The following is a 9,533-nucleotide window of genomic DNA, read 5'->3' on the forward strand; positions in this document are numbered from 1 at the left end:
GTTAATGTCTATATGACATAAATTCGGTATTCACATCACGCATAATTAAAGGATTAACCATGCGCATACTTCAATGGGGCCTGATTTTGCCATTATTATTTACGTCCCAGATGGCTCTTTCTAACAGCAAAAGTGACGAATGGCAGTATTTGTTAGTTTTCCCGATGATTTGGGCACCGAGCATTACGGGTACAACTGGGCCCGCAGGTGACAAGGTCAATATTGATATTCCCTTTGATAATATCGTGGATAATCTCCATTTTGGTTTAATGGGTGACTTTTACGCTCAAAAGAATAAATGGTTGTTTGGCATTAGGGCGAACTATTTGCATGTAAAAAACGATTCATCTACACAAGCAGGTATCCTTGTACCAAGCTTCAATATAGCGTTAGATGCTCAGATGTCGCTCAATGATGCGTTCGGTGGGTATGAGGTAACCAAAGGACTTGTATTGTTATCCGGTGTTCGCCACACCTACAGCAATATCAAGGTCGATGTGGCCCCCAATAGCGATCGCCCGTTTTGGAATGACAAAAGTGGTACGATTGTCGCTAAAGGGCATCAATTTGATTGGCTGATTGGTCTCAAATATCAGCATCGCTTCAACGAAGATTGGGGGATTAGTTTGACGGTAGACACCAGTGTTGTTGGTGACAATGATGTCAATCGTGGTATCAACTTAGCGGGTACCTACCGGTTAAGTAAATTGAACAATATTTGGTTTGGCTATCGTTACCTAAATATCCAAAATACGACCGATAGTAATAAAGGCCCGGTTGAGGTCGATGTGACTCAAAAGGGCCCTATGCTAGGCTGGGCATTCAGTTTTTAACCGACGAAATATACCTTAATTTAGTTTGGAGATACGTCGCCAGATCGATATGGAGCCAAAGCTCTTCGATATCTTGTATTCGATAATTAATAATCATAATCATGCCTCACAATTTAGCGTTAGCTTATGAGCCTGCACAGACAACATTCATTGAAAACTGAACAATATGAGTACCGGCGGTTAGCTTGTCTTCACCATTTTGATTGACATAGATTTCAATATTCGTTGCGTTCTTAACTCTTGGAACATCAAAAGCAAAGCGTTCACTTTCTAAAATACCGCTATCGATCATTTGGCCACTTTTGGTATCCACAACCGTCCAATTGAACAATGGGTTTTTATCTTCATCAGTAAGACTTCCCTCTTGGTAATCAACCGTTGTCGATACTGTCACCGATTTTCTGGCGTTATTGATGATATCGGCGCTGGCCGGATCATCTTCTGCGCTATACCCTGTTGCTTGATTGTAGTCGCCAATCGTTCCAGATTCATCCGTTACCGATACGCCACATTGACGAGCAATTTGTGTATCAAAATATACCTTGTTATTTCCGTCAACAGCTGCCAAAACAGTGCCCGACGCTAATACGGTCGTCAAAAAAAGTAATTTGGTTTTCAAATTTATTGCCTCTAAATAGTAATACACCAAGCTTAATTAAAAGCTTGGTGTATCTTATTCGTTGGCAATCCTTGTTACTTATCATTTTACGACACGGATTGTTTTTCTATTACACTCCGCACTAGCAAATAAACTTTAAACTTTAAACTTTAAACTTTAAAATTGGTAGGTTAACCCGGTGGCCTCTAACAAAGAATAAATTTCGCGTTGACTGCTTGATGTATTGGCCTTGGCGCCGCTTGTTTCTCGCAACTTACGCCTCATTTCAAGCCATTCAGCACTGCCCCATTCTAGCGAGTCTGCCTTGATAAGTTCAAACTGATGATTGAGCTCTTTGACAACGCCATCTCCTTTCAAAAAGAACCCCATTTCGTTGTTATATAAGAGTGAGCGGAAATCCAGATTCGTGGTGCCAACAAACGCACTCTCATCGACAATAAGAAATTTTGCATGTAACTTACCATAATGTTGTTCGCCACCAAGAAGCTCCGAGTCTTGCTTACCCAATTGATAAAACGTAACTTGGGGGTGAGAAATCATGGTTTTCCATGCCTCTGATTCCAAAAACGCGGGGCTTTGTTCATTTTTTTTGATATCACTATCAAGCCAAATTGCTTGTGCCGCATCATCCATCATTAACATTGTTGGCGCCGTATGCATATCAATAACAGCTTGTGTAAAGAAATTATCACTCGTCAAAACTGAGTTAGTAATCACCTCAATATTCCGCTCAGGATCTTGATCCAACCAAGCCATCGTGGTGTTTAAATCTCGTGCCATCACTCCTTCGTCTTTAAACAAATCCGATTGTAAGAAAAGATACGGCGACACAATTTTGACCGTTTTGACGTCGTCTTTAGTGTGCGCAACTTTCGCTAAGATCCCACTAATTGAATTTGCGTTTGCTTTCTTATTTGTCGAGTATTTGCTTACAACGTCGGTGGCATTGAGGTTATCAAGTTCATGCGCAAATTTGGTTTCCGTAGGGTAGTAACCGTGTGCAAGATAGGCGTCAATATTTTGATAGGCTCTATTAAAATCAGGGAGTTGTTTTATCGTGGCCAACGCTTCTAAGATGATCTGCTTGTCACGATTATAACTTGTCCAGGTATTGAGTTTTTTATTGCCAGGTTTGGTAAACAACACCGTAAAGTAGTATTCACTTAATAGTGTTGGCGATTGATGCTCAGTGGCGTTACTCATTGGGCGAACAATAATTTCAATGTCACGAAACGCCGTAGGATCAGGTTCTCCTTTTTCATCAATGCCATAGTAGTGAACGGACATATTGCGTCCACCTGTTATCGCATACGCTTCTTCATTGTATGCACCATCGACAACAAACAGTTTGTCATGTGAACGATGGTTCCATTTAGAATCGCCTTTTGTTAACGCATTAAACACCACCGCTTGTACACGTGCCTTTTGTGTCGTTGGTGCACCTTGTTGATCAGTGACAAACCCCGCCTCTTTCTCACATTGCATCAAGCCTTTTAAATGGCCATTGTTCATGCTGTAAGAGCCTAAACTGTCGACCATCACTCTAACATCCACCCCACGTTGGACCGCTTCACACAAAGCCCCTAATGTCGCTTTTCCTACTAAATCATCCGAAAAAATGTAATAGGTTAAATCGATGGTATGTTTAGCTTGTTCAATCAAATATATCTTGCTTGCTAGGCTATTAATCGCGTCTGATGGTTGTGTTCCGACCACTTTTACATTGGCATTTTGTACGGGTAAAAGTTTATCAGAAGCTAACTTGAGGTAATCGCTATTAAGTTCGTTTGGTTCTCGCCAACGTCTAGATTCCATATGTTCAGTCGTCCAGTTGTCACCAGACGATGTTGGTAAGTGCGCATTAGAGGTGCACCCAAGAACGACACCTGACAATAGTACGACTGAGATTCCTTTCCACATGTTAGTTCCTATCAACTAGATTATGTTCACTCACCAGCAACAGCGTTGGTTCACGATGCCCTTCTGGTAATCGCTTTTAGTTTGCTGCTTTCATCATTTCGCCTTTAAACTTCAGCCATTGCCACTGTCTCGTTTCTACAAAGAAAGCCGCTATTACCATATAAACCGCGACCACCGCCAGCAACGTCAGTCGAATCCACATTTTTTCGTCTATCACACCTGAACTCATCATTGTGGTTCCGATAAGAACTAATGCTGTGTTAAACGCTGTTGAATAAATGGGTGCTTTTGTGGGTTCGTTTATCATCTTGCTACCGACCAAAACCGCCAATAAGGTGATGAATAAAGTATAAAACACAATATTTGGTACCAGTGCCATCACACTAAATGCAACGAGTGCAATTACGCCGCCAATCGCGTTGCTCATTAGTAAAAAAGCGCTAAGTTTGACCGATTTCTCTCCAGTAATCATTAGCGAAAGTAACGCGATGAAAATCATCGACAATAAGGCCTCTGATATCTGAAAAACAAAGAAGATGGACACGACAGGAAACGCTATTAATGCGGCTCTAAGTGCGGAAAACCATCGAAAATGATCGGTCATAGATACGCTAGGATCCGCCTTTACTTCACCGTTATGCTCAGGTAAGTAGATATGCATAACAGCAAAAATCCCAACGGAAACTGCGCCTGAAAGGCTCAAACCTAAAGCGAGAAAAATGGCCACTGGTGGGTTCTCTATTGCCATAAATGGCAACATTAAAATAGCCATTAATAAAATAGTCGCAAATAAATTCCACTTAGGATCGAGAAATAAAAAATACCCAACAATCATCAACGCCCCTACCCCTATTAAAAGTGGAATAGGATATTGAGAAAAACCCAAACTTAACGTAATACCAATAGCCACAGTTGCTACCATAGCCAGCAACAACTCATAAACAATGCCACTGTTCATGGTCTTCTTTTCAAATAAGAATTTTGCCGTAAATATTGGTGCAATAAACGCGAGTGGCCAATCAATCCACGCCGCTAAAAAAGTGGCGATACCCACCCCCAATGTGAATCGAATAATGCGAACCTCTCGCGCATCATATTTTGATACGCAAGGTTGCTTGGAGAGTGATTCACTATCTGACATAAGACATCCAACTAACAAACCGGATCCACAATCGACCCAACGTGTTGAATATCGTATTGTCACCCGTGTACACAATAACATCAGCTTGCCCGCCAATCCGAAGCTGACCGGTCGTATCGTTGGTATTGAATTCAATCATCACCGGTAACATTTGAGTCTGACGTAGCCAGCCAGTTTGGTTATTGGCTTGTGCTAGTTTTCCAGCTTGGTTATCTTGTCCCCAGTCGATGCCCCAGTCCACACTCGATATGGTGCCCTTTATCACTTTTCCAGGCGCAAAATCCAACGCAATTTCTACCTCATCACCGGCGTTAATATTGCCTAAGCTGTTTTCTCTAAAATACGCTTCTATCCAGATAGACTCTGTTGAGACAAATGTCATCACAGGTTGGCCCGCTGATGCATAAAATCCTTGAGATAGGCTAAAGTTTGATACGCCACCATCAGTGGGCGCTCGAACGACTGTTCGCTCCCTGTTTAACTGCGCGGTTTCAAGCGCTAATAACGCTGCTTTTATTTGGCTATTTTCCTGTCCCGAAGTACCCAGTTGTTTGTTTTCCTTGTCTAGGTCTGCCTTCGCATTTTGGACATTTGCGCGTGCTCTGGCCAAGGTTGCTCGTGACTTATCCGCTTCAGCGATGGATATCACCCCTTTTTCCGCCATCGCTAGCACTCGACGTGTTTGCAACTCAACGTTATCTTTTTCAACAATGGCGCTGGTTAGCCTTGCTTGTGCAGAAGCAATCGACGCAGTCTGAGCACCGACGTTCTGTCCAGCAATCTCAAGTTCTTGCTCTGCCTTTTTTACGGCAATGTCGTAGTCCACGGGATTAAGTGTAATTAATACATCACCTTGTGATACGAGCTGGTTTGGCCTTACCAGGATATCCGTCACTTGACCAGACACCTGAGGCTTTATCGGAACAACATAACCTTTCACTCGGGCATTGTCTGTCGATGGGATAATGCGATCTGACACAATACTGAAAATCACTGACGAAACAATGACGACCACTAATACATTGGTGATCTTTTTGACTCGTTGTTGGCTGTTATCCTTGGTTGGGCCAGCGCCATCATTTGTATTTTCAATAGACTTTGCTTGAGTCTCTTTATCAGAATCGATTTTATCGTTCATTTTCCTTCCTTGTCACCACTATCAAAGACAACACTCTATAGTGCAGTGAGCACATTCACTGCTCAGTTATCGTTTGTCTATTTAAGATTAGATATAGACCAAAACACGAAACTTAGATAGTTAATCGATTGAATAATGGGACTTTTTATTAGGCTTTGTTTTTTAGTTCGTACAAAGCGAAAAAAACCTTAATGGCTTAATTTTAAAAAGAACTAACATGAAAAATTTGCCATTTTCCGCCACTCGGCCGATTATTAGATTATATTTTCGTAAAGGATTTGATATGAACGATTCGACTGACGAGCAGGTCCCTATGATCAAATCTGGTTATGCCAGAATTATCATTGAACTGCTCGCCGAACACGATTATGACCCCCACCAGCTCATTAAAGAATCAGGGTTACCACCCGATCTACATGACTTAGACAATGAATTCTTACCTGTTGAGCCTTTACGTCGTTTACTTTTTCTATCGGCAAATCAGTTGGGAACGGTAAATTTTGGCGAACTCCTTCGGGTTGCAATTAGGCAAAAGCTGATCCCAAAACTCTTAGGTGCCTTTAAAGACTTTTCAACCGTGAATGATGCGCTAGTATCATCAGAAGCAATCTATCAATACGACTCCATTGGTACTAAGACAGGCATTGAGACGTCCTATGGACGTACATGGTATTGGCGTCACAAACCGTTTCAAGATGATGACATTTATGCTTGGTCAGAAGTGTTTGCATTGATGTATGGCATCGAATTCATTCGAGCGTTAACAAAAACAGACTGGACACCATCACAAGTTAAACTTCAGTCGACAAACGTCGATGTATTTAACGCAACAATTGGTGACAACATTCAATATTTTGTTGGTAACGATAAAATGGCTTTGTTGTTAGAAGACGAGATTCTCGCCAAACCCGTCGTAATATCAAGCCAAGATATTAAACGCCAAGAACCGCTAATTACTTGGCACGCCAATTTTACGGATAAAGTGTTCACGTCGTTACTCCCGTACGTGCGCGAACATAATCTCACGCTTGAGCAATCTGCAGCTTTATTAGGAATGAGTCCGCGAACACTGCAACGTAGGTTAAATGAAGAGCGCACAAGCTTTCGACGAATAAAAGACAACCTTTTGTTTACCGTTGCTGTCGAGATGATGGGCGAAGAATTATCACTCACCCATGTTTCCAGCCAATTAGGGTATTCAGATATCTCTCATTTCTCTCGCTCGTTCAAGCGAATCAGTGGCTTAACGCCAAAAATGTATCAAAAAACCATCCTTAGTTTAAATAAAGTTAATCGTACTCCTTAGCCTTGTAGCGGCGATATATTTCTTCACTCAGTATGTCGTCGACACAACTCTACTCTTAACGCCTATCGAAATACTTAATGTCTCAACACCTTGTATCGAGCTTAGATCAAAAGCGCTAATCTCTTTCGTTGGCATAAAATGGTAATTAAAATCCATTCAATCGCTTTAACATTCGTCCTCTTTATTATCCACGGGAGTGATGAAAATGCGCTTAATCCTAAAATTTTTCTATTTGCTTGTTTTAACTGCATCCTTCGCAGCCAGTGCAAATGTACATAAATGGAAAAATACATCATTCGAATCATATTCGGATAAAACACAAGTCAAGTTCACATTACTTAATCGCTCAAGTAAGAATGCCAATTATTTTTTGCGCATTGACGACAAACAGTTCCCAAGCAAGATTCCATTAAGAGCTAATGAAGAAATTGATCTGGATATCACTGTCAATACTCCCGCGGGTAAAACATCACGAAAATACGTGTGCACGAAAATGGTATCGGACTCGCCAAATACCTATGAAGTATGCACTCAGCTCACCTTTAAAAGGTATTGATTATGAATACTCGACGCATAATTAGCGCGGGCCTGCTGATATTTTCACACAGTGCGTTTTCAAACCCTATCCCTTCGGTATCCAACCCATCTGGAACGGACCGAATTAGGACGACGGGCGGAGCAACGTGCGAGCAAGCCGTCTCAACAGGAAAAACCTTTCAAGTTGGGACTTACGGCAGCAGTGGTGTAGACGATCAGTATAACGACGGCAGTGGCTATGATCCTTACCACAATTATTACAACGAAGATGATCGCGGCGTTTATGCCGCCGTTACCATTCAATTTGGTGGCGAGGATCGAATTGATTGTACCAAGTTATATCAGTATGAAATGTTGCAACGCAAAAGAGAAGAACAACTCGCTCAAGCAGAACACGAACTCAAGCTTCTTCAAATTGAAGCGGAAAAGCACCGATTGCTAAAAATGAAACAAACCAATACATCATTCTCGGAGTAGAACATGAAACGAAACAACCTATTTAATGTAAAAAGTACTGTATTAATAACTTCATTATTTGCCAGCAGTGCTTGTTTTTCTGCCGACGACGAAACGGGTGAGGTCTTTTTTAGAGCCAATGTTGAATCTCAATGTGGCATCGAAGTAGAAGAAGATACTGGTACGTTAGGGTTTGGTGATTATGGCCAAGATGCAGCAAAAATAAAAATAATAAACAACAGTCATGACGGCCAAGTCGTCCTACAACTCACTGATCTTGATTATGACAATGATGACTTCCTATCGACCATGAGTAATGAACAATTCTATTTCAAAGTATCTGGAAAGACCGAAAAAGAAGGCTCCGCCGATACCTGGTTTATAGGACAAACGTTTGACCATGACGACTTGGGTGGTGGTCATAAGCTTGATATCAGAGCCAAAGTATCACTTGATGAATCAGATGCTGTAGCGAAGAATGACATTGTGCTTGAAACACAATGGACAGCGTTCTGTATTTCGTAAGGAATGGAACGATGAAAATCTCACATATTGTCATCCCATCACTTGCCTTCACCGTTTGCGCTCAAGTAGATGCGAATGCTCAAAGCAACGATTACGTTCCAGCTAATTCCCTTGCTCAGACGAATACACTTACTCAGGCTTTACCTCCTGAGCAAGTGGCTCACTACCAATTGATTTGTGAAGGCGGCCTTTATTCACATGAACGACGACTGTTTGATGCACTAGCTCATAGTGATGTAATTGATTGGACATTAATAGAAGCAGGGCCAAGAACGAGTCGGATCAATTATACGCGCACTGCAAACGGGGTTCCTGCGGACATCGTACACTGCGACGCTGTTATAGAATATACCTACGACAGTAAACAAGTCGCGATAAAAACTGGTTATACCGTTGCCCCTCAATATGAACAAGTCATGAGTGACACTAATGCGCTTAATCGAGCGATTCGAGATTTCATTATTCAACTTATGGTGTAACACACAATGAGAGACACAATAATAATGTTGTTTACTGCACTGATGTGGGCCTACTCGTCATTGAGCTATGCTAACGCACCATCCGGGGATTTGCGCTTTAGCGGTCACGTTAGAGAGCATTGTGGTGTCGAGGTATTAGAGAGTGGCGGTGAGTTGGCATTTGGTCAAGATTATACCGGACAAGAGAGCCTATTGAGACTCGAAAACAACCTCAAACAAGGCCGTATTCGTTTGAAATTAAAGCATGCGGACTTTGGTGACATTTCTTCTCGCATTCCCTCGTCACGTATTCGATTTCAAGTCGAATTTCCTCAGGTCATAGAAGGTGATATTGACTACTGGCGCGACGGCGTTGTTATCGAAAAACAACAACTAAATGAAGACCAAATCGTCCGCATCAAAGCGCGTATTAACATAGATGAGTCGCTAATACCTGCTGGCGAGTTGGTTATGCGTCTGGAATGGAGTACAGAGTGTGTCCGATAGCGACGTTGTCCGGTGGCGCTATCGGTGTGACTCTATTGAGGTGTATCACGGATGGTTGTCGTCGCTATTAACCACCACTAACCACTAACCACT

Annotated in this window: 10 protein-coding genes; 6 read left to right on the forward strand and 4 right to left on the reverse strand. The window is 42.0% G+C overall.

Annotated elements, in window-relative coordinates; genetic code table 11:
- Positions 1-59 precede the first annotated feature (59 nt).
- The gene (locus tag AB4405_RS20080; protein ID WP_372062550.1) at positions 60-833 is read left to right on the forward strand and encodes a hypothetical protein; all 774 of its coding nucleotides are present in this window, start codon (positions 60-62) and stop codon (positions 831-833) included.
- Between the two features lie 124 nt (positions 834-957).
- Here AB4405_RS20080 and AB4405_RS20085 read toward each other — a convergent pair whose 3' ends face one another.
- The 4 genes from AB4405_RS20085 to AB4405_RS20100 all read right to left on the reverse strand — a co-directional run bounded on the left by AB4405_RS20085 (position 958) and on the right by AB4405_RS20100 (position 5,651).
- Entirely contained in the window at positions 958-1,452 is a 495-nt protein-coding gene (locus AB4405_RS20085) for a hypothetical protein (RefSeq protein WP_372062551.1), read from the reverse strand.
- A gap of 156 nt (positions 1,453-1,608) precedes the next feature.
- Positions 1,609-3,372, reverse strand: coding sequence for a phospholipase D family protein (locus tag AB4405_RS20090; protein ID WP_372062552.1), 1,764 nt, complete (start codon positions 3,370-3,372; stop codon positions 1,609-1,611).
- 76 nt (positions 3,373-3,448) lie between these two features.
- Positions 3,449-4,513 carry a DUF2955 domain-containing protein gene (locus AB4405_RS20095; RefSeq protein WP_372062553.1) on the reverse strand — a complete coding sequence of 355 codons (1,065 nt, stop codon included), beginning with the start codon at positions 4,511-4,513 and terminating at the stop codon, positions 3,449-3,451.
- Positions 4,503-5,651 (reverse strand): HlyD family secretion protein, encoded by a 1,149-nt coding sequence (locus AB4405_RS20100; RefSeq protein ID WP_372062554.1) that lies wholly within the window; start codon positions 5,649-5,651, stop codon positions 4,503-4,505. Before AB4405_RS20100 ends, AB4405_RS20095 begins: the two co-directional genes overlap by 11 nt.
- A 283-nt stretch (positions 5,652-5,934) precedes the next feature.
- On the opposite strand from AB4405_RS20100, the gene AB4405_RS20105 reads away from it, so the two are divergent.
- The 5 genes from AB4405_RS20105 (at position 5,935) to AB4405_RS20125 (ending at position 9,440) form a co-directional block, all read left to right on the forward strand.
- Positions 5,935-6,957, forward strand: coding sequence for a helix-turn-helix domain-containing protein (locus AB4405_RS20105; protein ID WP_372062555.1), 1,023 nt, complete (start codon positions 5,935-5,937; stop codon positions 6,955-6,957).
- Between the two features lie 558 nt (positions 6,958-7,515).
- Positions 7,516-7,971 (forward strand): hypothetical protein, encoded by a 456-nt coding sequence (locus tag AB4405_RS20110; RefSeq protein WP_372062556.1) that lies wholly within the window; start codon positions 7,516-7,518, stop codon positions 7,969-7,971.
- A 3-nt stretch (positions 7,972-7,974) separates the two neighbouring features.
- Positions 7,975-8,475, forward strand: a complete 501-nt coding sequence (locus AB4405_RS20115) for a hypothetical protein (protein WP_372062557.1) — start codon at positions 7,975-7,977, stop codon at positions 8,473-8,475.
- Positions 8,476-8,486: 11 nt separating this feature from the next.
- Positions 8,487-8,954, forward strand: a complete 468-nt coding sequence (locus AB4405_RS20120) for a hypothetical protein (protein ID WP_372062558.1) — start codon at positions 8,487-8,489, stop codon at positions 8,952-8,954.
- Positions 8,955-8,960: 6 nt separating this feature from the next.
- Positions 8,961-9,440 carry a hypothetical protein gene (locus AB4405_RS20125; RefSeq protein ID WP_372062559.1) on the forward strand — a complete coding sequence of 160 codons (480 nt, stop codon included), beginning with the start codon at positions 8,961-8,963 and terminating at the stop codon, positions 9,438-9,440.
- Positions 9,441-9,533 lie beyond the last annotated feature (93 nt).

It is taken from the genome of Vibrio sp. 10N.261.51.F12 (assembly GCF_041471725.1).
In the GTDB taxonomy this organism is placed as follows: Bacteria; Pseudomonadota; Gammaproteobacteria; order Enterobacterales; family Vibrionaceae; genus Vibrio.